Origin of the sequence: Methylobacterium soli (genome assembly GCF_008806385.1) — a bacterium.
In the GTDB taxonomy this organism is placed as follows: domain Bacteria; phylum Pseudomonadota; class Alphaproteobacteria; order Rhizobiales; family Beijerinckiaceae; genus Methylobacterium; species Methylobacterium soli.
Map to the genome: position 1 here is coordinate 46,473 of NZ_VZZK01000005.1, position 22,229 is coordinate 68,701.

Consider the following 22,229-nt stretch of genomic DNA (forward strand, 5'->3'; position numbering starts at 1 on the left):
ATGAAGTTCGACACCCCCGCGGGCCAGAATCCCATCGACCAGCTCAAGGTCGTGGGCCGCGCCACCGACCGGATCGACGGCAAGTACAAGACCACCGGCACCGCCCCCTACGCCTACGAGCGCCACGACGTCGTGCCGAACCAGGCCTATGGCTACGTGCTCGGGGCCGCCATCCCGAAGGGGCGGGTGCGCGCGATCCATGTCGAGGCGGCCAAGGCCGCGCCCGGCGTGCTCGCGGTCGTGACCACCCTCGAGACGCCGCGGCTCGAGCGCGGCACGATGAACGCCGCCTACCTGTTCGGCGGCGACGCGATCCAGCACTACCACCAGGCCATCGCGGTGGTGGTGGCCGAGACCTTCGAGCAGGCGCGCGCGGCCGCCTTCCTGGTCCGGGTCGATTACGCGGCGGAGGCCGGCCGCTTCGACCTCGCCGCGGAGGCGGGTGCCGCCAAGCCCGTCCCGGGCGACAGCGGTGAGGGCAGCGGCGGCGACGGCATCGAGCGCGTCGGCGATTTCGAGGGCGCCTTCGCGGCGGCTCCCGTCACCCTCGACGCCACCTACACGACCGCCGACGAGAGCCACGCCATGATGGAGCCGCACGCCACCGTCGCGGCCTGGGAGGGCGACACGCTCACGCTCTGGACCTCGAACCAGATGATCGGCTGGGGCCATGGCAGCATCGCCAAGATCCTGGGGATCCCGAAGGAGAAGGTCCGGCTCGACTCGCCCTATGTCGGCGGTGGCTTCGGCGGCAAGCTGTTCGTGCGCGCCGACGCGGTGCTGGCCGCGCTCGGCGCGAAGGCTTCGGGGCGCCCGGTCAAGGTCGCGCTCACCCGCCCGCTGATCGCCAACAACACCACGCACCGGCCCGCCACCATCCAGCGGGTGCGCATCGGCGCGACCCAGGACGGGCAGATCACCGCCATCGCGCACGAGAGCACCTCGGGCAACCTCGCCGACGGCAGCCCGGAGACGGCGGTCAACCAGACCAAGCTCCTCTACGCGGGCGCCAACCGCCTCACCGCGATGAAGCTCGCCCATCTCGACCTGCCGGAGGGCAACGCCATGCGGGCGCCCGGCGAGGCGCCGGGCCTGATGGTGCTGGAGGTCGCCATGGACGAGATGGCGGAGAAGCTGCGCCTCGACCCGGTGGAGTTCCGCATCCGCAACGACACACAGACCGACCCGAAGACGCCCGGGCGCCGCTTCTCGCAGCGCGACCTCGTCGGCTGCCTCAGGCTCGGCGCGGACAAGTTCGGCTGGTCCAGGCGCAACCCGACGCCCGGGCAGGCCCGGGACGGGTCGTGGCTCGTCGGGATGGGCATGGCCGCGGCCTTCCGCAACAACCTGGTGATGAAGTCCGGGGCCCGGGTGCGCCTGGACGATCGCGGCACGGTCACGGTCGAGACCGACATGACCGATATCGGCACCGGCAGCTACACCATCATCGCCCAGACCGCCGCGGAGATGATGGGCGTCACCCTCGACCGGGTCGTGGTGCGCCTCGGGGATTCGGCCTTCCCGGTCTCGGCCGGCTCAGGCGGCCAGTTCGGCGGGAATTCCGCCACCTCCGGCGTCTACGCGGCCTGCGTGAAGCTGCGCGAGGCGGTGGCGCAGCGCCTCGGCATCAACTCGGTCGACGCGGTCTTCGCGGAGGGCGAGGTGCGCTCGGGCAACCGGGCCGTGCCGCTCGGCGAGGCCGCCGCCCAGGGCCCCTTGAGCGCGGAGGACACCATCACGTTCGCGGGCCTCGACAAGACCTACCAGCAATCGACCTTCGGGGCCCATTTCGTCGAGGTCGGGGTCGATGTCGACACGGCCGAGGTCCGGGTCCGGCGCATGCTGGCGGTCTGCGCGGCCGGGCGGATCCTCAACCCGAAATCGGCCCGCAGCCAGGTCATCGGCGGGATGACGATGGGCACCGGCGCGGCCCTGATGGAGGAACTCGCGGTCGATACGCGGCGCGGCTTCTTCGCCAATCACGACCTCGCCGGCTACGAGGTGCCGGTCCATGCCGACATCCCGCATCAGGAGGTGATCTTCCTCGACGAGGTCGACCCCGTCTCCTCGCCGATGAAGGCCAAGGGCGTGGGTGAGCTCGGCATCTGCGGCGTCGGGGCGGCGGTGGCGAACGCGGTCTACAACGCGACCGGCGTGCGGGTGCGGGATTACCCCATCACCCTCGACAAGCTCCTCGACCACATGCCGGACGCGGCCTGAGGCACGCGGGAGGGCATCCGGCGGCCCCCTCGGGGGCGGCCGCCCTCCCAGGGGGCCGCGTCAGGCCTTCACGATCGGGCCGCCGGTCAGCCCGGCCCGGGCGCAGGCGTTGCGGGTGTCCACCACCAAGGGGGCGTGCGCCACGATCATGTTCCAGTCGATGCCGTCGTGATCGGTGACGATGAGGGCCGCCGCGCAGCGGGCGAGAAGGCCCGGTTCGAGGGGGGCCGAGCGCCGGCCCGTCAGGCCCGGATGCTCGCGGGTCGGCGGGATCTCCGGGACGAGGGGGTCGTGGAACAGGACTCGGGCCCCCCGGGCCTCCAGGATCTCGGCGAGCTTCAGGGCCGGGCTCTCGCGCATGTCGTCGACGTTGCGCTTGTAGGCGAGCCCGATCAGCAGGATCTCGGCGCCCGCGAGGCCGCGCCCGCAGCGCCGGTCGAGGGCCTCGGCGAGGCGGCCGACGACGTAATGCGGCATCTGCCGGTTCACCTCGCCGGCGAGCTCGATGAAGCGCGTCGCGACATCGACCTCCCGGGCCTTCCAGGTCAGGTAGAACGGGTCGATCGGGATGCAGTGGCCGCCAAGCCCGGGGCCGGGCTGGAACGCCATGAAGCCGAAGGGCTTGGTGGCGGCGGCCTCGATCACCTCCCAGATGTCGATGCCCATGGCGTCGTAGACGACCTTGAGCTCGTTCACGAGGGCGATGTTGACGGCCCGGAAGATGTTCTCGGTGAGCTTCACGGCCTCGGCCGCGGCGGTGGAGGAGACCGGCACGGTGCGGGTCACGATCGCCCCGTAGAGGAGGTCCGCGAGATCGCGCGCCGCCGCCCCGTCGCCGCCCACCACCTTGGGGGTGCTCGCCAGGGTGTGGGTCGGGTTGCCGGGGTCCTCGCGCTCGGGGGAGAAGGCCAGGAAGATGTCGCGGCCGCTCGCGAGCCCCGTCGCCTCGAGGATCGGCTTGAGCACCTCCTGCGTGGTGCCGGGCCAGGTCGTCGATTCCAGGACGACGAGTTGCCCCGGGCGCAGGCACCGGGCGATATCGGCGGCGGTGGCGCGCACGAACGAGAGGTCCGGCTCGCGCTGGCGCGTCAGGGGCGTCGGCACGCAGATCAGGATCGCGTCGGGCTCGGCCAGGCCGCCCATGTCGTGGCTCGCCCGGAACCGGCCGGTGTCGAGCGCCGCCCGCACCGCGGCGGTGTCGAGATGCGCGATCACGGGCTCGCCCGCGTTGATGCGCGCGACGCGGTCCGGGTTCACGTCGAAGCCGATCACCCGGAATCCGGCCCGCACCGCCGAGAGCGCCAGCGGCAGGCCGACATAGCCGAGGCCCACGATGCCGATCGTGGCGTCGCGCGCCCGCAGGGCGCGCTCGAGGTGGTCGCGGGGATCGGTCATCACCGGCTCCTCATAACCCGGGGCCAGGCTTGGAATAACCCGGGTCCGGGCTTGGCGGTATCCTGGCTCGCGCCGGGCCGGGCCGGCATGGTCGGGGCGGCCCCTCAGGCTGGCAGGCCGGCGGCCTCGAACAGGAAGTCGTCCACGGCCGGGATCGTCACGGCAAGGCCCGCGCCGTAGGCCGCCCGGGTCAGGCGCCAGGGGCGCTCGGCGCGGGCCCGGATCGCCTCGGAGGGGCGCAGGCGGCGCAGGGCGCCGTCCTCGCCCACCTCCTCGATGGTCAGGAAGCCGTAGACCTGGAGGCGCGAGGCGGTGAGCTTGGCCTCCCGGTCGCCGGCCGCCACCGCGAGGCTGCCGGTGGCGTAGACGGCGTCCATCAGGGCGCGCTGGTCGCCGCGGCGCTTGGCCTGACCCTCGCGGAGCCCGGCCGGACGGGGGGCACCCTGGGCGGCGATCCGCCGGAAGGGCACGACATTGTCCATCGCCGTCGATACGCGACCCATACGCCTTCACCCTCGTGCCCTGCACATCACTGGCCGGGCGGTGGCACGCGCGATCCGCGGGTCCGGCGGTCGCGAGGATTCGAGCATTCGGCTTAAACTTCGCTTAGCCATGTGGGCCGGACCGGGGCCGGAAACGTCCCGAAACGACCCGTTTCCGGCCCCGGCGGGATCGGCCCAACCGAGATGAAAGCGGCCCCGAACCGCGAGGTCCGGGGCCGTTCTCGTTCGACCATGGCGTCCGGGCGGGACGCCCGGACAGGCTCAGGCGAGCGCCACCGTGTAGGCGGCCTCGGTCTTTGCCCGGATCTCGTCCTCGGTGACCCCGTCGGCGAGCTCGATCAGCGTCATGCCGCCCTCGCCCTTCTTGTCGATGGTGAAGACGCCGAGATCGGTGATCACCATGTCGACCACGTGGGTGCCGGTGAGCGGCAGGTCGCAGGCCTTGAGGAGCTTCGGGCTCTCCGAGCCGTCCTTGTTCCTGGCCACGTGCTCCATCACCACGACGACGCGCTTCACGCCCGCCACGAGGTCCATGGCGCCGCCCATGCCCTTCACCATCTTGCCCGGGATCATCCAGTTGGCCAGGTCCCCGTTCTCGGCCACCTGCATGGCGCCGAGGATCGACAGGTTGATGTGCCCGCCCCGGATCATTCCGAAGGAATCGGCCGAGGAGAAGTAGCTCGTCGTCGGCAGCGCCGTGATGGTCTGCTTGCCGGCATTGATGAGGTCGGGGTCCTCCTCGCCCTCGTAGGGGAACGGGCCCATGCCGAGCATGCCGTTCTCCGATTGCAGCTGCACCGACATGCCCTCGGGGATGAAGTTCGACACCAGGGTCGGGATGCCGATGCCGAGATTCACGTAGAAGCCGTCCTCGAGTTCACGCGCGGCGCGCGCCGCCATCTGGTCGCGGGTCCAGGCCATGATGATGTCTCCTGATCGAGTGGCGCGCTCGCGCTGCCGAATGGGGTTTTCCCGCGTGTCCTCCGGGGAGGCGCGGGCTGGGGCGGGTCCGCGTCGGGCGGGGCTCAGACGGCGCCGCCGCCGGCCGCCGCCGGCCCGGTCTCCGCCCCGGCCTCCGCGCGCTTGCGGGTGGTGCGCTGCTCGATGCGCTTCTCGCGCACCGGCACGTGGACGATGCGCTTCACGAAGATGCCGGGCGTGTGGATGTTCTCCGCGTCGATCTCGCCGGGCTGCACCAGATGCTCGACCTGCGCGACCGTCACCTTGGCGGCGGTGGCCATCATCGGGTTGAAGTTGCGCGCGGTCAGCCGGTAGGCGAGGTTGCCCTCGGTGTCGCCCCGGTAGGCGTGGACGAGGGCGAGGTCGGCGAAGAGGCCCCGCTCCATCACGTATTGCGCGCCGTCGAACTCGCGCACCTCCTTGCCCTCGGCCACCTTGGTGCCGACGCCGGTCTTGGTGAAGAAGGCCGGGATGCCGGCGCCTCCGGCGCGGATGCGCTCGGCCAGCGTGCCCTGCGGGTTGAACTCGATCTCGAGCTCGTTGGCCAGGAATTGGCGGGCGAATTCCTTGTTCTCGCCGACATAGGACGAGATCATCTTGGAGACCTGTCGGGTGTCGAGGAGCTTGCCGAGGCCGACGCCGTCGATCCCGGCATTGTTCGAGATGACGGTCAGGCCCTTCACGCCCGATTCGCGCACCGCGTCGATCAACTCGTCCGGAATGCCGCAGAGGCCGAAGCCGCCGCACATCACCGTCATGTCGTCGCGCAGCAGGCCCGCCAGGGCGGCCGTCGCATCGGAGTAAACTTTCTTCATTCAACGCGTCCTTCTCGAACCGTCTTCCGCCGCATCCCGTCGTCCGATGGGCATTCCGCCCTGCCCGACCGATCCCGGAAGGCCCGGTCGTGCACATGAATCGCGACCGTTGCGCTAGCAGGAAGCGCGCCGTGGAGACAAACCCCTTCGAAGCGTTTAAGGGAATGACCCGTGTCATCTGGATTGTAACGGCTGGGGGCGGCCTGAAACATCCGGGATCGACGCAGCAGGGGTCCGGGTTCCGCACGACGCGCCGGACGCCCCCATCGCCGAGGGGCCCCATGGCCGGGGCCCGTTGCCAGGAGCGCAATGCCGCCGCGCCGCCTCATCTCAGCCCTCGGCTTCGGAGCGCTCGCGGTCGCGGGCCTCGCCGCGGCCTGCCTGCCCTGGCGGGTGGCGACGCCGGGCGCGGCGCGCTTCGTCAGCCGGGGCCTCGAGACCTACGGTCTGGCCTTGAGCGCGGACGGACCGACCCACCTCTCCCTCCTGCCCCTGCCGCATCTGCGCTTCAGCCGGACCCGCCTGACCGCGTTGCCGGACGCCCTGCACGCGAGCTCGCCCGATCTCTCGCCCGAGCCCTTGGCCGATGGCGGGCGCCTCACCATCGAGCTGAGCCTTCTCGCCCTCCTCTCCGGCCAGGCCGAGATCGGCGGCATCGCCCTCGACGGGGCCACCCTCGCGCTGCCGCGCGGGATCGATGATCCCCGCTGGGCCGAGCCGATGGCCCGCGTCTCGGCCCGCCTCGCCCAAGGGGTGACGAGCCATCCGCGCCGGATCACCGTGACCCGCGCCACCCTGGCGGGGCTCGCGCCCTCGGCGGCGGAACCGGAGGCGGAGCCCGGCTCCGGCAACCTCGATGTCGTGCTGTCCTGGCCCATGTGGAGCGCGAGCCTCGACGGCGCCGTCGCGCTGCGCTGGAAGGGCGAGAGCGCGCGCTTCGCGCTGACCGGCCTGCGCCCGTTCGATTTCCTGGCGGGCCGCGCCACCCCCTTCGCCGCGACGGCGTCCTGGCCGGCCGGCAGCCTCGCCACCCAGGGCAGCGCCACCCTGGCCGAGGACGGCGTGAAGCTCGCCGGACAGGGCAGCTTCGAGACCCGCTCCCTGCCCGAGACCCTGGCCTATCTCGGCCGCGACGTGGCGCTCTCGCCCTTCATCGAGGGCTTCGCCCTCGACGGCAGCTTCGAAGCCTCGAAGGAGGGCCTGATGCTGCCGAGCCTGCGCGTGAGCGTCGGCCGCAACGTGCTGGAGGGCGCGGGCTCGGCGCGCTTCCAGGAGGCGCGCACCGCCGTCCAGGCGACGCTCGCGGCCGACAGCCTCAACCTCGCGCCCCTGCTCGGGGGCCTCGTGCGCCTGTTCGGCCCGGTCGCGCCGGAACCGAACCCGGAGGCACCGGACTCCGCCGTCGAGGCGCCGGCCCACCGGCCGGTCGCCCTGAAGCCCCTGACCGGGGGCGACCTCGACCTGCGCCTCTCCGCCGCCAGCAGCCGCATCGGCCCGGTGCTCCTCGAGGATCTCGCCGCCAGCGTCCTGGTGCGCGGCGACACGATCGAGGCCTCCCTCGGCCGGGCGAGCCTGCAGGGCGCGACCCTCAAGGGCCGGATCGCGCTGGCGCCGGCGGAGGGCGACGAGGCCGAGACCGAAGTGAAGGCGCAAGGCGCCTTCGACCGGCTCGACCTCGGAGCGCTCCTGATCGATCTCGGCCAGTCCCGCTGGGTCCTGGGCGGCACGCAGGGGCAGTTCGCCCTGGAGAGCGTCGGGCGCGACGTCGCGGCCCTCACCGAGCGCGTGAGCGGGCGCGCGGTTCTCGCCAGCGAGGGCGGCCTGATCACCGGGCTCGACCTCGCCGACGTGATCCACCGGGGCAAGCCCGCCCCGGGGGCGCTGGCCCGCCGCAACGGCCGCACCCCCTTCGAGCGGGCCGGCGTCACCCTGCGCTTCGCCGACGGCATCGGCGAGATCGCCGAGGGCTACCTCAAGGCCTCCGCCCTCACGGCGAGCCTGCGGGGCCAGATCTCCCTGATCGAGCGGCGCTTCCAGGCGCGGGCGGAGCTCGCCCCCCGGGTGGCCGCGAGCCTGGGCGGGACGGGCGAGGCGCCCCGCGCCGGCGCCCTGTTCGAGATTGCCGGACCCTGGGATGCCGTCTCGATCCGGCCGGCGCGCCGCGAGGAGACCGTTCCGGACGCCGGCTCCCGGGGTGATGCGGGTGTCAGGGGCGGCCCGGCCGCGCCGCCCGAGGCTTTGCGCCTGCCACCCGCCGGCCTTCCACCCGCAGGCCTTCCACCCGCCGGCCTGCCCGCCGCGGCGCGAGCCTACGCGCCCTGACGCGACGCCTCAGCCGGCGGCGCGCTGCCCGCCCTGCCGCCCGCTCAGCCACGACGCCGTCAGCACCACGAGGCTGACCATCCCGATCAGGAGGGTCGAGGCGGCGTTGATCTCCGGGTTCACCCCGAGCCGAACCTGGCTGTAGAGCCGCATCGGCAGGGTGGTGGCGCCGGGGCCCGAGACGAAGCTCGCGATCACGAGGTCGTCGAGGGACAGGGTGAAGGCGAGGAGGAAGCCCGCCGCGAGGGCCGGCGCCAGCAGCGGCAGGGTGATGCTCCAGAACACCCGGATCGGTCCGGCCCCGAGATCGGCGGCCGCCTCCTCGAGCGCCCGGTCGAGCCCCTTCAGCCGCGCCGCCACCACGACGGCGACGAAGCCCGTCCCGAAGGTCGCGTGCGCCACCACGATCGTCGCGATGCCCCGGTCGAGGCCGATCCCGACGAAGAGCAGCAGCAGGGATAGGCCGGTGATCACCTCCGGCATCACCATCGGGGCATAGACCAGGCCGGTGAACAGGCCCCGTCCCGCGAAGCGCCCGTGGCGCTCCAGAGCCAAAGCCGCGAGCGTACCCAGGGTTGTGGCAATCAGGCTCGCCAGCAGGGCCACCCGCAGGCTGACCCAGGCCGCCTCGATCAGGGGCCGGTCGGCCAGCAGCACGCCGTACCAGCGGGTCGAGAACCCGCCCCAGACCGTCACGAGGGCCGAGGCGTTGAACGAGTAGACCACCAGGACGAGGATGGGGGCATAGAGGAAACCCAGACCCAGAATCAGCGCGATTCTGTTGGTTCCGCTCATGATTTGTTCCACGCGATCACCGGGCCGCCTCTCCCCTCCGGGTCTCGGCCTCGCGAAACAGGATGACCGGGCCGAGCACGATCAGGAGCAGCAGGACCGCCACCGCCGAGGCCAGCGGCCAGTCGCGGTTGGAGAAGAACTCGCTCCACAGGACCCGGCCCAGCATCAGGGTCTCCGACCCGCCCAGCAGATCGGGAATGATGAACTCCCCCACCATCGGGATGAAGCAGAGCAGCGCGCCCGCCACCAATCCCGGGGCGCTCAGCGGCAGGGTCACGCTCCAGAACACCCGCGCGGGCGACGCGCCGAGATCGGCGGCCGCCTCCCGCAGCGCCGGGTCGAGCCGGCTCATCACGGCGTAGAGGGGCAGCACCATGAAGGGCTGGTAGGCGTAGGTTAATCCAATCAGAACAGCCACTTGCGTGTTTATGATCTCGAGCGGCGCCCCGATCAGGCCGAGCCGCAGCAGCCCGGCATTGAGCAGGCCCTCGGGCTTCAGGATCGCGATCCAGGCATAGACCCGGATCAGGAAGCTCGTCCAGAACGGCACCACCACGAGCGCGACGAGGATCGGCTGCCAGCGCGCGGAGGCGCGCGCCATCGCGTAGGCAATGGGCGTCCCGATGACGATCAGGATCGCGGTGGCGATCAGCGCGAGTTCGAGGGAGGCGAGCGCCGCGTCCCGGTAGAGCGCGTCCCCCGCGAGCGTCTCGAAATTCGTGAAGTGCAGGGCTTCGAGGAAACTCGACCAGCCCTCGATCCCGCCGGCCCAGTCGAGGACCGGCAGGTAGGGCGGCATCGCGGTGGCGGGCTCCGACAGGCTGATCTTCAGCGTGATGGCGAAGGGCACGAGGAAGAAGGCGCCGAGCCAGAGCAGCGGCGGCAGGCGCACGACCGCGCGCAGGAACCGGGCGGACCGCGCCGTCATGTGGGGAGGATCGCGGCGGCTTCCGGCCGAAAGCCGAGGCGAACCCGGCCGCCGACCGGCCAGTCCGGGCCGCCGGCCGGCATGGTCGTGCGCATCGACGACCCGTCCGCCATGCGAACCTGGCTGCGGATGCGGTCACCCAGGAAGGTGACCGCGACGACGGTTCCCGGGAGCCCTGCGCCCGTCTCATCCGCGAGCGCGATCCGCTCCGGCCTCAGCGCCACGACGACGGGCGCTCCCGGCGCGAGCGCTGACGCCGGAGCGGTGGCCCGGATCGGACCGAGCGCGGTCTCCACCGTTTGGAGTGCCCCGGGGGCTTCGGCACCGAGCCGCCCCTCGATCAGGTTCACGTCGCCGAGGAGCCCCGCGACGAAGCGGTTCGCTGGCTGCTCGTAGAGCTCGGCCGCGGCCCCGACCTGCACGAGGCGGCCACGATCCATCACGCCGATACGGTCGGCCATGGTCATCGCTTCGGCCGGATCGTGCGTCACCACCACGAAGGTGGTGGCGAGCCGGCGCTGCAGGGCGCGCAATTCCCCCTGGGTTTCCTCGCGCAGGGCGCGGTCGAGGGCGCCGAGCGGTTCGTCGAGGAGGAGCACGCGCGGCTCGCGCGCCAGCGCCCGGGCGAGGGCGACGCGCTGGCGCTGACCGCCCGACAGCCGGTCCGGCCGCCGATCCGCGAAGCCCTCGAGGCGCACGAGGCGCAGGAGTGCGTCCACGCGCTCGGCGGTGGCCGTGCGAGACAGGCCCAAGCCCTTGATACCGTATGCGATATTTTGAGCGACGCTCATGTGTGGGAAGAGCGCGTAGGACTGGAACATCATGTTCACCGGCCGCCGGTGCGGCGGTGCTCCGGCCAGATCCTGCCCATCGAGCCCGATCTGGCCGGAGGTCGGTGTCTCGAAGCCTGCGATCAGGCGCAGGAGCGTGCTCTTGCCGCAGCCCGAGGGTCCGAGCAGACACAGGAACTCGCCGGACCGAAGATCGAGGCTGACATCCTCGACGGCCACGTGATGCCCGAACCGCTTGGTGACGTTGGCGAGGCGGAGTAGCTGCGTCTCCGGTCCACCCGCCCGCAGGGGCTCAGCCATCCTCGCGAAGGGCTTCGGCGACCCGTGCCTCGAGGAGATCCGGCCGGCGGATCACGAGGGCGCCGCGGGTGCGATCGACGAGCCCCTCGCTCGCCATCACGGTGAATTCACGGGTCACCTGCTCGCGGCGACAGCCGATGCGGGCGGCGAGCACGTGATGATAGGGCGGCGGCGTGACAACCCGCTCGTCCCCCGCGCCGGCGCGCGGCACCGACAGGCGCAGCAGTTCCGCATAGAGGCGGTGGCGCAGATCGAGAAGCGCATGCTCCATCAGGCGGGTATTGAGTTCGCGCACGCGCTTCGTGAGCAGGCGAAAAAGCCGGTCGGCGATCGCTTCCGAGGCGAACACCATCTGGCGGAAGACGGCGGCCGGCACCACGCAGACCTCGCCGCGGGTAAGCGCCGTGACGTTGGCCGAGCGGCCGATCCCGTCGAGAGCCGCCAACTCCCCGAAGAACGCGCCGGCCCGCATCTCGCCGAGGATGACCTCCTTGCCCGATTGTGAGCGATTCAGGATGCGCACCTCGCCCGCGGCCAGGAAGTACACGTCGGTCGAGACGTCGTCGTAATCGACCAGAACCTCGTTCTCGTCGAAGCGCCGCCAATGACATCGGGTCTCGAAGGACGCGAGCTCGATGCCTGGCTCCTTGAAGAACGGAATGCTCGCTAGCCGACCCATTCCCTCAGCCCCTACGCAATCCGACGCGATCACGTCCCGCACGTCCCCGCGCGCAAGCCTTCGGTCAACAAGGCCAGGTGGGGCAATGGGCCGGTTGGACCCGAATGTCGGCAACGTCAAGCTGTACGGGATCGTGGCGACAGCGGTTTCGCCGGTCAAGTCGAGGAAACACGAAGGGCGTGGATGATCTACGCGCGAGAAAGCCCCTGCGCGGCCATTCGCGATGACGAACCTTTTACTTCCTCAACGGATCGGCGCCGGATAGGCAGCGCGGCCGGATCAGCACCGGCCGAGGCTCGAGAGCCACCATGCCGGATCTTCCGATGAACGCCGCGGCGCTCCTGTCCTGCCATTCCCACTGAGTCCGGGTGCGATGTCTGCCCCGCCAGCCATGATCGCGCAACCCGACGATCCGGTCGCGCGTAGTGGCGCCGCGTCGCCCATGCAGGCGACCATCGCGGCGGCCTTCGCCTGCCAGGGCCGCGGTCTCCACACCGGGCGTCACACGAACGTCCGCGTCACCCCGGCGGAGGCGGGCACGGGCATCGTTTTCCGGCGCCAGCTGCGGAGCGGCCGAACCATATCCGTCCCGGCCCTTTGGCAGGCCCGGGTTTCCCAGCCCTTGTGCACGGCGCTCCAGGCACCCGACGGCACGCTGGTCCGCACCGTTGAGCATCTGCTCGCGGCTCTCAGAGCGCTCGCGATCGACAACGCGCAGGTCGAGCTCGACGGCGAGGAACTGCCGATCTTCGACGGGAGTGCGGCACCCTGGTGCGCGGCGATTCGGGATGCGGGGCGGGTCGATCTTGCCGTTCCGTGTTCCAGGATCCGCGTGCGGCGCACCGTCGAGGTGCGTGACGGGCGGCGGTCGCTGCGGATCGAGCCGGCCACGAGCCTGTCCATCGCCGCGAGCCTTTCGCTCTCGCATTTCGGCGAATTGCGGTGGGAGGGCATGATCACACCGGAAATCTTCGAGCGCGATCTTGCCCCTTCGCGCAGCTTCGGCCGCCTCAAATGGGCGCTGCCCGCGAAGCTTTACGCATACGCCACGGGCCGCCCGCTCCTGCGCGGAGCCAACTTCTCGACCACGGCCGCGATCTACCGGGACCGTATCATCGGGGGGATGCGCGTACCCGAGGAACCCGTGCGTCACCGCGTCCTCGATCTCATCGGGGACCTGTCGCTCGCGGGGCATCCGATCCTGGGGCACGTCACCGCGGCACATACGGGCCACGAGCTGAACCATGCCCTCGTGGCCAAGCTGATGCGAGACAGCGCGGCCTGGGAGTTGATCTGAGACGGTTCAGGATTCGAGGCGCTCGCCGAGCCATCGCTCGATGGCATCGCGCAAACGCAGGAGCCAGTTGCTGGACTGCTCAGAACCGAAGACGAGCTGCGTGACGCGTAGCATCCGGGACCATCTACGCCCCATCGAAGGGGGCGCCGCGAAGGGCCCCCCCCGGCGAAATCGGCGCAGCCTGACGGGCTGCGTTCACCGCCTTTATGTCCTGTGGATCCTCGAACTCGCAACCCTCGCGACGCGATAGGGCGCTTTGGCCGCTTGCCTCGGGCCGCCCGCCTCGCCAGAACGCACCCATGCTCCGCGTCAACGATCTCACCTACCGCATCGGCGAGCGCGTGATCCTCGATCGCGCCTCCTTCGCGATTCCCGACCGCGCCCGCGTCGGACTCGTCGGCCGAAACGGGGCGGGCAAGACCACCTTGTTCAAGGCAATCCTCGGCGATATCCCGACGGAGGGCGGCACCATCGGGCTGCCGAGGGGGATGCGCATCGGCGCCGTCGCGCAGGAAGCGCCGGCCGGTCCCGAGACCCTGCACGCGGTGGTCCTGGCGGCCGACACCGAGCGCAGTCGCTTGATGGCGGAGGCCGAGCAGGCCGAGGGCTTGCGTCGCGCGGAGATCGAGACGCGCCTTGTCGATATCGGGGCGCACTCGGCGCCCGCACGCGCCGCGGCGATCCTGCACGGTCTCGGCTTCGATGCCGAGGCGCAAGCCCGTCCCTGCTCCGATTTCTCCGGCGGCTGGCGCATGCGGGTTGCCCTCGCCGCGGTCCTGTTCTCCGAGCCCGATCTGCTCCTCTTGGACGAGCCGACCAACTATCTCGATATCGAGGGCACGCTCTGGCTCTACGACTACCTCGAGCGTTACCCGCGCACGGCGATCATCATCAGCCACGACCGCGACCTGCTCGACGAGTGCGTGGACCACATCCTCCATCTCGAGCGCGGGCAGCTGACCCTCTGGCGAGGCGGCTACACCGCGTTCGCCCGGCAGCTCTCCGAGAAGCGCGTGCTGCAGGTGAAGGCGCGGGCAAAGCAGGAGGCGGAGCGCGCCCATCTCCAGAGCTTCATCGATCGCTTCAAGGCCAAGGCGACGAAGGCCCGGCAGGCTCAGTCGCGGGTGAAGCGCCTCGCCAAGATGGAGCCGATCGCGGCTCTGATCGAGGATGACGTGCCGGTGATCCACCTGCCGAGTCCGGAGCGCCCCCTCTCGCCGCCGATCGTCGCGATGGAGCGGGTCCAGGCGGGCTATGCGGACCGGATCGTGCTTTCGGGGCTCAATCTCAGCCTCGCGCCCGACGATCGCGTGGCCTTGCTCGGCGCCAACGGCAACGGCAAATCCACCTTCTGCAAGCTGATCGGCGGCCGGCTCCCCCCGCTCGCGGGCGAACTCAAGCGCTCGGGCAAGATGGAGGTCGCGTATTTCGCGCAGCATCAGCTCGACGAGCTGCGCCCCGCCGAGAGCGCCTACGCGCATGTCCGCGAGCGGATGCCCGACGTGCCGGAGGCCAAGGTGCGCGCCGCGACGGCCCGCCTCGGCTTTCCGGCCAGCAAGGCGGACACTCCGGTCGCGCAGCTCTCCGGAGGCGAGAAGGCGAGGCTGCTGATGGGCCTTGCCGCCTTCAATGGGCCTCACCTCCTCATCCTCGACGAGCCGACGAACCACCTCGACATCGAGAGCCGCCAGGCCCTCGTCGAGGCGATCAACGATTACGAGGGCGCGGTGATCCTGGTCTCGCACGACCGCTTCCTGGTGGAGGCCTGCGCCGACCGTCTCTGGCTGGTGTCGAACGGGTCGGTGAAGACCTTCGATGGCGACATGGACGATTACCGCCGCCTCGTCCTCGCCGGGCCGGAGCGCGAGGAGACGCGCCAGGCGGAAGGCACGGGCGGCCAGAAGGCGGAGGCGCGCCGCTCCGCCGTCGAGCGCCGCGCCGCGCTCGCGCCGCTTCGCAGGAAGCTGGAGGCCGTCGAGGCGCGGATGACCAAGCTCTCGGAAGCCATTGCCAAGATCGACGCGGCGCTCGAGGACGGCTCCGCCTTCCAGCAGAACGCCGCCAAGGCCGGGGAGATCGCGCGGATGCGGGCGGAGGCTGCCGGCGCCCTCGGCAGCGCGGAGGAGGAGTGGCTGGCTTTGAGCGGGGAGATCGAGGCCGCGAACGCCTGAGGCAACGTTCGCCGCGGCCGCGACGTTGTCGCCCGAACCCTGAGACGAGGCGCAAAATGGCGATCCGATCCGACCGATTCCTTCCGGCCCGGGCGTCCGGCATCGCCAAGACCCTTGGGCTCGGCTCCCTCGGGGCTGCTGCCGGATGGCTCGCCTACAGCCGGCTTGCCATCGACCATCGGATGCCGCTGCCCCCTGCCCTCCCGGGTCGGCGCGAGGATCTGCGCACCCGGAGCGGTCGGGCCAGCTTCTACGGCGATGGGCCACCCGAGGGCACGCCGCTCCTGCTGATTCACTCGATCAACGCGGCCGCGAACGCCTACGAGGTTCGCCCGCTCTACCGGCACTACGCGAAGGCGCGCCCGGTCTACGCCCTCGATCTGCCGGGCTTCGGCTTCTCGGAACGCCGGCGACAGGTCTACACGCCGCGCCTGATGGTCGACGCGATCCACGCGGTGGCGGGCGAGATCCGGCGGCGGCACGGGGGCGTGCGGCTCGATGCCGTCGCGCTCTCGCTCTCGGCGGAGTACCTTGCCCGCGCGAGCCTGGAGCAGGCGCAGGATTATCGCAGCCTCGGTCTGATCAGCCCGACCGGGTTCGACGCCCGCCTCTCCGGCCGGGGGCCGCTCGGGGGACACCGCGGCAACGACGTCGCCCGCTCGGCCGTGGACTTTCCGCTCTGGGGCCGAGCCCTGTTCGACGCCCTCGTGAGCCGCCCGAGCATGCGCTACTTTCTGGAGAAGACCTGGGGCTCGCGCCGGATCGACGAGGGCCTGCTCTCCTACGATTACGCCTCCGCGCATCAGCCGGGCGCCGAGCACGCGCCCTTCTCGTTCCTGGCCGGACATCTGTTTCCGACCGATGCCACCCGCCTCTACGAGGCCCTGTGGCTGCCCGTCTGGATGATCCACGGGATACGCGGCGACTTCGTGGATTACCGCCACGCCGCGGGCTTTCACGAGCGGCCGAACTGGACGATCGAGCGCATGCCGACCGGGGCATTCCCGCATTTCGAGCGGCCCGGCGCCGTGACGCGCAGCTACGACGCCTTCTCGGCCGACCTCGCCTGAGGGGGCCCGGGTTTCCGGGCCCTCGCTCGGAGCAAAATCAAGGCACCCGCCAGCGGCTATAGCCGGTCAGGCGCGCGAGATGGTCGGCCGCGGCCTCGGCGAGATCGGCGGGGATGCGCTGCCAGGGCGCGGGGGTGCGGAAGCCGAAATGGGCGATCGTCTCGGCCATCAGGGACTCGATCTGGGCCTCGGTCTCGGGTGAAATCGCCTGTCCCGCCAATTCGTTAGGCGGGCGCGCCGGAGCCGGCTTGACGACGCTGCCCCAGGGCGCGCCCCAGAGCGCGCGGGCGAAGCGCTCGTTCGACAGGGCGGCATGGGCCTCGATCCGGCTGCGCAGGTCGGGCGCGTCGCCCCGAAACGGCTCGGGATCGAGGCCCCGGCCCCAGGCGGCGTTGTCGAGGACGTGGCCGATATGGCGGGAATGACCGCGAAACTGGGTGTGGACCCGGAGGCGGCGCAGGCGGCGCGCCGCCTCGACGGCGATCGGGCCGGGGCTGCGGTTGGTGACGAGGCGCTCGGCTTCCGCGCTCATCAGGGGTCCGAGGCGGTCCTCGAGGCCGAGATCGCGGACGATCCGCCCCAGGAGCGGGGCCTCCGAGCGGACATCCCGCAGGGGGATCGCGGTGACGCGGCCATCGGCGGCGCGGCGCCAGGGCTCGATCAGGGCGGCGTAGTCGAAGCGGCCGGAGCGCCAGGTCTGGCGGGCGAAATCTCGGAAGGTGCGGGTCTCGCGCACCAGCTGGGCCAGGTGGGCATAGGCGGAGTTGAGCTGCTCGAATTGCGGCTTGACCACGATCGCGACCTCCATCCGGAAGCCGTGGGCCTGGAACAAATCATGCACGATTTGCGGAATTCCGAGCTCTGGCTTCTGAACCGCGAAATCCTCGTACGACAGGATCACGGTCTCGGCCCGGGTCGAGGCCAGAACCCCGGACAGGCGCGCGAGGCTGGCCGCCCGCTCGCGGGCCGGGCGGCGGCCGTCGAGGGCCTCGCCGAGGGGCTGGTGGTTCACGTCCGATCCGTCCGGGCTGCCGGGCGGGGCGAGCGCCGGATAATGGAGCCCGACGGCGCCGAGCCGCGGCCGGAGGTTCGTCAGCACGGCCTGAAGCGAGGTGGACCCCGTCCTCGGCATTCCGATATGGATGATCCCCCGGCGCATGATCCCCCGCTGGCCCGACTTGTCCTGATACAATCTGGGCGTGTTCTTAGACGATGATGCCCGTAAAGGGCGAGGCCGCCCGCCATCCGAGATCCGAGATGCCCGAACTGACCCTCGCCGCCGCCCGCACCATCGTGACGACCGCCCTGGAGACGGCCCGCGCCCGCGGCCTCAAGCCGCTCGCGGTGGTGGTCTATGACGCCCGCGGGTCTCTCAAATGTGTCCAGGTCGAGGACGGCACCTCGCTCCGCCGCGCCGAGATCGCGCTCGGCAAGGCCAACGGGGCCCTGGCGCTCGGCCTCGGCTCCCGGGCCATCGCCAAGCGGGCCGAGGAGCAGCCGCATTTCGTGGCGGCCGTCAGCCATCTCGTCGGCCCCGCCGCCCTGGTGCCGGTGCCGGGGGGCGTGCTGATCCGCGACGGCGCCGCGATCCTCGGCGCGGTCGGGATCTCGGGCGACACCTCGGACAATGACGAGACCTGCGCGGTGGCGGGCATCGCGGCGGCGGGCTTTGCCGCCGAGACCGGCGCCTGAGCCCGTGCAGCCGCGCCGCAGGGATTGCCTCGCGGGCGCCGCCGCGCTCGCGGCCGGCCTCAGCCTGCCGGCGCGGGCCGCCGGCGAACCCGGCCTCTACCGGCGCGGCAACGACGCCGACCCGGAGACCCTCGACCCGCACAAATCCTCGACGGTGGCCGAGGCCCATATCCTGCGCGACCTCTACGAGGGGCTCCTCACCTACGACAACCGGGGCGCCATCATCCCGGGGGCGGCCGAGAGCTGGTCGGTCTCCGAGGATGGGCTGACCTACACGTTCCGCCTGCGGGCGGACGGGGCCTGGTCGAACGGCGATCCCGTCACGGCGCAGGATTTCGTGTTCTCGCTCCGCCGCATCCTGGCGCCCGCGACGGCGGCGAAATACGCCGAGGTGCTCTATCCCCTGCGCGGCGCGGCGGCGGTGAACCGGGGCGAGCGCCCGCCCGAGGAACTCGGCGTCGCCGCCCCCGATCCCCGCACCCTGGTGATCACGCTCGAGGGGCCGACGCCCTACCTCCTCGAACTCCTCACCCACCAGACCTCGATTCCCGTGCACCCGCCCTCGGTCGAGGCCCATGGCGACGGCTTCACCCGGCCGGGCCGCCTGATCTCGAACGGGCCCTACATCCTCGCCGGGCTGGTGCCCAACGACCGCATCACCCTGGAGCGCAACCCGCGCTTCCACGACGCGGCGCGCGTCGCGATCCCCCGCGTCGCCTTCATCCCGACGCCGGACCTCGCCAGCGCGGTGCGGCGCTTCGCGGCCGGCGAGGTCGATTCGCTGGCCGACCTGCCGGGCGACCAGATGGCGGCGCTGAAGGCCCGCTTCGGCGATCAGGTCGTGCTCGGGCCGGCGCTCGGCGTCGCCGCCCTCGCGGTCAACACCCGCAAGGCCCCCTTCTCGGATGCCCGGGTGCGGCGCGCCCTCTCGCTCGCCATCGACCGGGAATTTCTGGCCGACGCGGTCTGGGGCTCCACCATGGCGCCGGCCTACGCCCTCTGCCCGCCGGGCCTCGACCATTACGGCACGCCCCCGGAGACGACCGGCCGCGAGGCGCTGCCGATCGACAACGAGGCCGAGGCCCTGCGTCTCCTGGCCGAGGCCGGGTTCGGGCCGAAGGGGCGCCCGCTCAGCGTCGAGTACCGCTTCAACACCACGGACAACAACCGCAACACCGCGGTGGCCATCGCAGAGATGTGGCGCGGCCTCGGCATCGAGACCCGCTTCGTCTACACCGATGCCAAGACCCACTTCGCCTATCTGCGCGACGGCGGCGATTTCGACGTGGCCCGGATCTCCTGGATCGCCGATTACGCCGACCCGCAGAACTTCCTGTTCCTGCTCGTGACCGGCAATGACGGCATGAATGCGGGCCACTACGCCAACCCCGCCTACGACGCCCTGCTCCGGGAGGCCGCGGCCGAGCGCGACCTCGCCCGCCGGGCCGACCTCCTGGCGCGGGCCGAGGCCATCCTGATGCACGACCTGCCCTGGATCCCGCTCCTGCATTACCGCTCGAAGGCCCTGATCGCCCCCCGCCTTCACGGCTATTGCCCGAACCTGCGCAACGCCGCCCCGACGCGCTTCCTGAGGCTCGACGCGTGAGGGACCGGGCCGGAGCGGGCGGGGCCCGCGCCCCGGGGCCGCGGACGGTGCCACCGGATGACCGGGCGGGCGCGACCCGCGTCCCGAGCGCCCGATGATCGCCTACACCCTGCGCCGCCTGCTCCAGGCCGTGCCGACCCTGTTCCTGGTGATCACCCTCAGCTTCTTCCTGATGCGCCTCGCGCCGGGCGGGCCCTTCGACCTGGAACGGCCCCTGCCCCCGGCCGCGATGGAGAACCTGCGCCGGGTCTACGGCCTCGACCAGCCGCTGCCGGTGCAGTTCGCCCGCTATCTCGCGGCCCTGGCGACGGGCGATCTCGGGCCCTCCTTCTCGTTCCGCGATCTCAGCGTCGCCGACCTGTTCGCCCGCGGCCTGCCGGTCTCGATGACGCTGGGCGCCCTCGCGCTCGCCCTCGCGCTCGGCCTCGGGATCGGGCTCGGCGTTCTCGCGGCCAGCCGGCGCGGCGGCCTGATCGACCGCCTCGTCGGGGTCCTGGCCTCCGTCAGCCTGTCGGTGCCCAATTTCGTGGTGGCGCCGCTCCTTCAGATCGCCTTCGGGCTATCGCTGCGCTGGCTGCCCCTGAGCGGGTGGGAGGGCGGCGCGCCCGCGCACCTTATCCTGCCGGTGATCACCCTGGCGCTGCCCCAGGTCGGCGCCATCGCGCGCCTCACCCGCACCGCGATGGCCGAGGCGCTCGGCGCCCCGCATATCCGCACCCTGCGCGCCATGGGCGTGCCGCCCCTGATCGTGGCCCGCCACGCCCTGCGGGGCGCGCTGCTGCCCGTGGTGGCGATCCTCGGGCCCCTGGCCGCCGCCCTGCTGACGGGCTCCGTAGTGGTCGAGACCATCTTCGGCCTGCCCGGCATCGGCCGCTACTTCGTCGATGGGGCGCTGAACCGCGACTACACGCTGGTGATGGGCACCGTGGTCCTTGTGGCCGTGCTGGTGCTCCTCCTCAACCTCGCGGGCGACCTCCTGTCGGCCGTCCTCGACCCGCGCCTGAGGCTCGGGGCATGAGGAATCGGGGCATGAGGATTCGGGGCATGAGGATTCGGGGCGTGAGCGGCGCGGGCGCGCTCCGCCCCCGCGTCGCGACCGGGCGAGGGTGGGCATGAGCAGGATCGCGCCCGCGGCCCTGCCGCGCCGGGCCGCGCCGGGCCGGCTCGCCATCGGGCGCCTCGCCTTTCGGCGCCTCGCCCGCAATCGCGGCGCGCTCGCGGCTCTCTTCGTGCTCGTCGCCGTGGCCCTTGCCTGCCTCGTCGGGCCGTTCCTCACCGGGCACGCGCCGGAGCGCGCCTATCCGGACCTGCGCCAGCTGCCCCCGGGCTTCGCCGCCGAGCCGGGGCCGGAGCGGCTCGGCCCGGCCCTCGCGCGGCTCGCCTTCCGGATGCGGGCGCGGGTGGAGGGCTACGCCGTCGAGGACGGGCGCCTGCGCCTGACGCTCGCGGCCGAGCGGCCGATCGCGACGCGCTCCCTCGTCTACCTGCCCCGCTCCGACCTGTTCGGCGAGCCCCACGTGGTCGAGCGCGCGCCGGACGGGACCCGCCTCGTCATCGCGGTGCCGATCCGGCGCCTGCACTTCCTTCTCGGCACCGACGTGCACGGGCGCGACCTCCTCACGCGCAGCCTCGTGGCGGGTCGGGTCTCCCTGCTGATCGGCCTCGTGGCGACGGCGGTCGCGCTCCTCGTCGGCGTCGCCTACGGGGCGGTGTCGGGGTTCCTGGGCGGCCGGACCGATGCCGTGATGATGCGCCTCGTCGACATCCTCTACGCCCTGCCCTTCGTGTTCTTCGTGATGGTGCTGGTGGTGTTCTTCCGCGCCAGCCTCGCGTTGATCCTCGTCGCCATCGGGGCCGTCGAGTGGCTCGACATGGCCCGCATCGTGCGCGCCCAGACCCTGGCCCTGCGCCGCCGCGACTTCGTGCGCGCCGCCGAGGCGCTCGGCCTCTCGACGCTGGCGATCCTGCGCCGCCACATTGTCCCGAACACGCTGGGGCCCATCACGGTGGCGGCGACGCTGCTGGTGCCCCGGGTCATCCTGCTGGAAAGCTTCCTGTCCTTCCTGGGCCTCGGCGTGCAGGAGCCGCAGACGAGCTGGGGCGTCCTGATCGCGGAAGGCGCCCGCGCGATCGAATCGGCGCCCGGGATGCTCGCCGGCCCGGCCTGCTTCCTGGTCGCCACCCTGATGGCCCTGAACATTTTGGGCGACGGTCTCGCGGACGCGCTCGATCCGCGCGGCGCGGCCTGAGGCGCGCGGCGCGGCCTGAGGCGCCGGTTTTTCCGAGGGCGCGCAGCTTGGCTCACGCGTTCAAGTCAACGGCAGGTCGGATCGGCCTCCGAGGCTGAACAGGAGCTTATCCGCGGGCCTGTCCGCAGGCGCGCGCGAGAAAAACGCCGGCCCTCAGCGCGCCTGGACCAGGGCCGGATAGACCATCCGGACGGCGCGGGGCGGGGCGGGGGTCGGGCTCGCCGGCGGGGCGGCGCGCGGCGGGGCCGGGACCGCGAGGCCGATCTGGGCCGGGCGCAGCGCCCACCATTCCGATCCGGTCAGCGACACGGGCTTGCGCTCCCGCGCGAGGGTCGCGTCGGCGCCCTGCGTCGGGGCGGCGGCGAGGCTGAGGAGGGCGGTGAGGCCGAGGATCGCGATCCGGGCCGAGAGGTTCAGGGCAGGTTTCATGGGGCGC

19 protein-coding genes are annotated in these 22,229 nt (G+C 71.8%); 9 read left to right on the forward strand and 10 right to left on the reverse strand.

Translation table 11 applies throughout. The features are described from left to right. Entirely contained in the window at positions 1–2,220 is a 2,220-nt protein-coding gene (gene paoC, locus F6X53_RS06270; RefSeq protein ID WP_150998367.1) for an aldehyde oxidoreductase molybdenum-binding subunit PaoC, read from the forward strand. Between the two features lie 60 nt (positions 2,221–2,280). Here paoC and F6X53_RS06275 read toward each other — a convergent pair whose 3' ends face one another. The 4 genes from F6X53_RS06275 to F6X53_RS06290 form a co-directional block, all read right to left on the reverse strand. Next, positions 2,281–3,615, reverse strand: coding sequence for a nucleotide sugar dehydrogenase (locus tag F6X53_RS06275; RefSeq protein WP_150998370.1), 1,335 nt, complete (start codon positions 3,613–3,615; stop codon positions 2,281–2,283). A gap of 104 nt (positions 3,616–3,719) precedes the next feature. Continuing rightward, positions 3,720–4,118, reverse strand: a complete 399-nt coding sequence (locus F6X53_RS06280; RefSeq protein ID WP_150998373.1) for a hypothetical protein — start codon at positions 4,116–4,118, stop codon at positions 3,720–3,722. A gap of 261 nt (positions 4,119–4,379) precedes the next feature. Continuing rightward, positions 4,380–5,039 carry a 3-oxoacid CoA-transferase subunit B gene (locus F6X53_RS06285; RefSeq protein WP_150998375.1) on the reverse strand — a complete coding sequence of 220 codons (660 nt, stop codon included), beginning with the start codon at positions 5,037–5,039 and terminating at the stop codon, positions 4,380–4,382. Positions 5,040–5,143: 104 nt separating this feature from the next. Beyond that, positions 5,144–5,893, reverse strand: a complete 750-nt coding sequence (locus F6X53_RS06290; RefSeq protein ID WP_150998378.1) for a CoA transferase subunit A — start codon at positions 5,891–5,893, stop codon at positions 5,144–5,146. Between the two features lie 309 nt (positions 5,894–6,202). Between F6X53_RS06290 and F6X53_RS33610 the strand changes: the two genes are divergently transcribed. Beyond that, positions 6,203–8,215, forward strand: a complete 2,013-nt coding sequence (locus tag F6X53_RS33610) for an AsmA family protein (protein ID WP_150998381.1) — start codon at positions 6,203–6,205, stop codon at positions 8,213–8,215. A 9-nt stretch (positions 8,216–8,224) separates the two neighbouring features. Here the strand turns inward: F6X53_RS33610 and F6X53_RS06300 are convergent, their stop codons facing one another. The 4 genes from F6X53_RS06300 to F6X53_RS06315 are packed head-to-tail and all read right to left on the reverse strand — an operon-like array spanning position 8,225 to position 11,708. Then, on the reverse strand, positions 8,225–9,010 hold the full coding sequence (locus tag F6X53_RS06300) for an ABC transporter permease (RefSeq protein ID WP_150998384.1): 786 nt from the start codon (positions 9,008–9,010) through the stop codon (positions 8,225–8,227). A 16-nt stretch (positions 9,011–9,026) separates the two neighbouring features. Beyond that, the gene (locus tag F6X53_RS06305) at positions 9,027–9,938 is read right to left on the reverse strand and encodes an ABC transporter permease (RefSeq protein ID WP_150998387.1); all 912 of its coding nucleotides are present in this window, start codon (positions 9,936–9,938) and stop codon (positions 9,027–9,029) included. Beyond that, positions 9,935–11,029 (reverse strand): ABC transporter ATP-binding protein, encoded by a 1,095-nt coding sequence (locus tag F6X53_RS06310; RefSeq protein WP_150998390.1) that lies wholly within the window; start codon positions 11,027–11,029, stop codon positions 9,935–9,937. The genes F6X53_RS06305 and F6X53_RS06310 overlap by 4 nt, the downstream gene beginning before the upstream one ends. Continuing rightward, a complete protein-coding gene (locus tag F6X53_RS06315; protein ID WP_150998393.1) occupies positions 11,022–11,708 on the reverse strand; it encodes a Crp/Fnr family transcriptional regulator in 687 nt (228 codons plus the stop codon). The genes F6X53_RS06310 and F6X53_RS06315 overlap by 8 nt, the downstream gene beginning before the upstream one ends. A 373-nt stretch (positions 11,709–12,081) precedes the next feature. Here F6X53_RS06315 and F6X53_RS06320 point away from each other — a divergent pair, with 373 nt between their 5' ends. From F6X53_RS06320 to F6X53_RS06330, 3 genes are all read left to right on the forward strand, one after another. Then, a complete protein-coding gene (locus F6X53_RS06320) occupies positions 12,082–13,005 on the forward strand; it encodes a UDP-3-O-acyl-N-acetylglucosamine deacetylase (RefSeq protein WP_238297092.1) in 924 nt (307 codons plus the stop codon). Positions 13,006–13,304: 299 nt separating this feature from the next. Continuing rightward, positions 13,305–15,176: an ABC-F family ATP-binding cassette domain-containing protein gene (locus F6X53_RS06325; protein ID WP_150998396.1), complete on the forward strand. Its 1,872-nt coding sequence runs from the start codon at positions 13,305–13,307 to the stop codon at positions 15,174–15,176. Between the two features lie 56 nt (positions 15,177–15,232). Beyond that, the gene (locus F6X53_RS06330; RefSeq protein ID WP_150998399.1) at positions 15,233–16,246 is read left to right on the forward strand and encodes an alpha/beta fold hydrolase; all 1,014 of its coding nucleotides are present in this window, start codon (positions 15,233–15,235) and stop codon (positions 16,244–16,246) included. A 37-nt stretch (positions 16,247–16,283) separates the two neighbouring features. Here F6X53_RS06330 and F6X53_RS06335 read toward each other — a convergent pair whose 3' ends face one another. Continuing rightward, positions 16,284–17,378, reverse strand: coding sequence for a hypothetical protein (locus tag F6X53_RS06335; protein WP_150998402.1), 1,095 nt, complete (start codon positions 17,376–17,378; stop codon positions 16,284–16,286). 125 nt (positions 17,379–17,503) lie between these two features. On the opposite strand from F6X53_RS06335, the gene F6X53_RS06340 reads away from it, so the two are divergent. The 4 genes from F6X53_RS06340 to F6X53_RS06355 all read left to right on the forward strand — a co-directional run bounded on the left by F6X53_RS06340 (position 17,504) and on the right by F6X53_RS06355 (position 21,793). Beyond that, entirely contained in the window at positions 17,504–17,938 is a 435-nt protein-coding gene (locus tag F6X53_RS06340; RefSeq protein ID WP_150998404.1) for a GlcG/HbpS family heme-binding protein, read from the forward strand. A gap of 4 nt (positions 17,939–17,942) precedes the next feature. Next, positions 17,943–19,544: a peptide ABC transporter substrate-binding protein gene (locus F6X53_RS06345; RefSeq protein WP_244965531.1), complete on the forward strand. Its 1,602-nt coding sequence runs from the start codon at positions 17,943–17,945 to the stop codon at positions 19,542–19,544. Positions 19,545–19,638: 94 nt separating this feature from the next. After that, positions 19,639–20,562, forward strand: a complete 924-nt coding sequence (locus F6X53_RS06350) for an ABC transporter permease (RefSeq protein WP_150998410.1) — start codon at positions 19,639–19,641, stop codon at positions 20,560–20,562. A gap of 94 nt (positions 20,563–20,656) precedes the next feature. Beyond that, positions 20,657–21,793 (forward strand): ABC transporter permease, encoded by a 1,137-nt coding sequence (locus F6X53_RS06355; protein WP_150998413.1) that lies wholly within the window; start codon positions 20,657–20,659, stop codon positions 21,791–21,793. Between the two features lie 153 nt (positions 21,794–21,946). Here F6X53_RS06355 and F6X53_RS06360 read toward each other — a convergent pair whose 3' ends face one another. Further along, the gene (locus F6X53_RS06360) at positions 21,947–22,222 is read right to left on the reverse strand and encodes a hypothetical protein (RefSeq protein WP_150998415.1); all 276 of its coding nucleotides are present in this window, start codon (positions 22,220–22,222) and stop codon (positions 21,947–21,949) included. Positions 22,223–22,229: the final 7 nt, after the last annotated feature.

Bases quoted from the DNA above. Each gene is read 5' to 3' on its own strand.
- F6X53_RS06320 (WP_238297092.1), top strand. From the start codon at position 12,082: ATGTCTGCCCCGCCAGCCATGATCGCGCAACCCGACGATCCGGTCGCG.
- F6X53_RS06325 (WP_150998396.1), top strand. From the start codon at position 13,305: ATGCTCCGCGTCAACGATCTCACCTACCGCATCGGCGAGCGCGTGATC.
- F6X53_RS06355 (WP_150998413.1), top strand. From the start codon at position 20,657: ATGAGCAGGATCGCGCCCGCGGCCCTGCCGCGCCGGGCCGCGCCGGGC.
- F6X53_RS06340 (WP_150998404.1), top strand. From the start codon at position 17,504: ATGCCCGAACTGACCCTCGCCGCCGCCCGCACCATCGTGACGACCGCC.
- F6X53_RS06330 (WP_150998399.1), top strand. From the start codon at position 15,233: ATGGCGATCCGATCCGACCGATTCCTTCCGGCCCGGGCGTCCGGCATC.
- F6X53_RS06350 (WP_150998410.1), top strand. From the start codon at position 19,639: ATGATCGCCTACACCCTGCGCCGCCTGCTCCAGGCCGTGCCGACCCTG.
- F6X53_RS06305 (WP_150998387.1), bottom strand. From the start codon at position 9,938: ATGACGGCGCGGTCCGCCCGGTTCCTGCGCGCGGTCGTGCGCCTGCCG.
- F6X53_RS06335 (WP_150998402.1), bottom strand. From the start codon at position 17,378: ATGCCGAGGACGGGGTCCACCTCGCTTCAGGCCGTGCTGACGAACCTC.
- F6X53_RS06285 (WP_150998375.1), bottom strand. From the start codon at position 5,039: ATGGCCTGGACCCGCGACCAGATGGCGGCGCGCGCCGCGCGTGAACTC.
- F6X53_RS06315 (WP_150998393.1), bottom strand. From the start codon at position 11,708: ATGGGTCGGCTAGCGAGCATTCCGTTCTTCAAGGAGCCAGGCATCGAG.
- F6X53_RS06300 (WP_150998384.1), bottom strand. From the start codon at position 9,010: ATGAGCGGAACCAACAGAATCGCGCTGATTCTGGGTCTGGGTTTCCTC.
- paoC (WP_150998367.1), top strand. From the start codon at position 1: ATGAAGTTCGACACCCCCGCGGGCCAGAATCCCATCGACCAGCTCAAG.
- F6X53_RS06310 (WP_150998390.1), bottom strand. From the start codon at position 11,029: ATGGCTGAGCCCCTGCGGGCGGGTGGACCGGAGACGCAGCTACTCCGC.
- F6X53_RS06290 (WP_150998378.1), bottom strand. From the start codon at position 5,893: ATGAAGAAAGTTTACTCCGATGCGACGGCCGCCCTGGCGGGCCTGCTG.
- F6X53_RS06280 (WP_150998373.1), bottom strand. From the start codon at position 4,118: ATGGGTCGCGTATCGACGGCGATGGACAATGTCGTGCCCTTCCGGCGG.
- F6X53_RS33610 (WP_150998381.1), top strand. From the start codon at position 6,203: ATGCCGCCGCGCCGCCTCATCTCAGCCCTCGGCTTCGGAGCGCTCGCG.
- F6X53_RS06360 (WP_150998415.1), bottom strand. From the start codon at position 22,222: ATGAAACCTGCCCTGAACCTCTCGGCCCGGATCGCGATCCTCGGCCTC.
- F6X53_RS06275 (WP_150998370.1), bottom strand. From the start codon at position 3,615: ATGACCGATCCCCGCGACCACCTCGAGCGCGCCCTGCGGGCGCGCGAC.